The organism is Stenotrophomonas sp. TEPEL, assembly GCF_004348785.1.
In the GTDB taxonomy this organism is placed as follows: Bacteria; Pseudomonadota; Gammaproteobacteria; order Xanthomonadales; family Xanthomonadaceae; genus Stenotrophomonas; species Stenotrophomonas indicatrix.
On the sequence record NZ_QQXJ01000001.1, the window covers coordinates 2,199,149 to 2,200,275 of the forward strand.

The window sequence follows — 1,127 nt, forward strand, 5'->3', positions numbered from 1 at the left end:
CTGCAGGCCGAAGTGACCCAGCTGGTTTCGGAAATCGACCGCGTCGCCAAGCAGTCGGACTTCAACGGCACCAAGCTGCTGGACGGTTCGTTCTCCAGCCAGCTGTTCCAGGTCGGCGCCAACGCCGGCCAGGCGATTGCCATCGACAAGACCATCGATGCCAAGGCCAATGCCCTGGGTGGCGCCAAGTTCGACACCAACGCGCTGGCCCTGGCCGATCCGGGCACCAACGCTGATTTCAGCACCAGCGGCCTGTCGATCAACGGCGTGGCCATCGCCGACGTCTCGGTCAAGCAGGGCGCCGACGCCGCTGCCACCGGCAAGGCCTCGCGCGAAGCACTGGTGACCGCGATCAACGCCAAGATCGGCGAAACCGGCGTCTATGCCGAAGTGAACGGCACCACCGGCGTGACCCTGACCTCGGTCAAGGACAGCACCAACGCTGACGGTTCGTTCAAGGCCATCACCGCAACGCCGGGTACCTGGACGGGCGCCACCGCGCCGACCTTCACCGCCACCACCGCTGCGGCGGCACCGGCCTCGAAGTTCGCCAGCGATCTGGACGTCAGCACCGTCAAGGGTGCACAGCAGGCAATGGAAGTGGTCGACAAGGCCCTGGGTGCGATCAACAGCACCCGCGCCGACCTCGGTGCGATCCAGAACCGCTTCACCTCGGTGGTGGCCAACCTGCAGACCTCCTCGGAGAACCTGTCGGCATCGCGCAGCCGCATCAAGGACACCGACTTCGCCAAGGAAACCGCCGAGCTGACCCGCACCCAGATCCTGCAGCAGGCCGGTACGGCCATGCTGGCCCAGGCCAACCAGGTGCCGCAGGGCGTGCTCAGCCTGCTGCGCTGATCCGCTCCTTGATCGACCCCCGGGCGGTGGCTGAGCTGCCGCACGGTTCCTGAACTACGTTCCACCTTCGCCAAAGGAAAAGCACCATGGCACAAGTCATCAACACCAACACCATGTCCCTGAATGCTCAGCGTAACCTGAGCACCAGCGGCAGCTCGCTGGCCACCACCATCCAGCGCCTGTCCTCCGGTTCGCGCATCAACAGTGCCAAGGACGATGCGGCCGGCCTGGCGATCTCCGAGCGCTTCGGCACCGAGCGCTTCGGCACC

2 protein-coding genes are annotated in these 1,127 nt (G+C 65.7%); both read left to right on the forward strand.

Annotated elements, in window-relative coordinates; genetic code table 11:
* A partial coding sequence (locus tag TEP_RS19840; protein ID WP_206140204.1) for a flagellin occupies positions 1-858 on the forward strand: 858 nt, incomplete at its 5' end.
* A gap of 86 nt (positions 859-944) precedes the next feature.
* A partial coding sequence (locus tag TEP_RS19920) for a flagellin (RefSeq protein ID WP_240790680.1) occupies positions 945-1,127 on the forward strand: 183 nt, incomplete at its 3' end.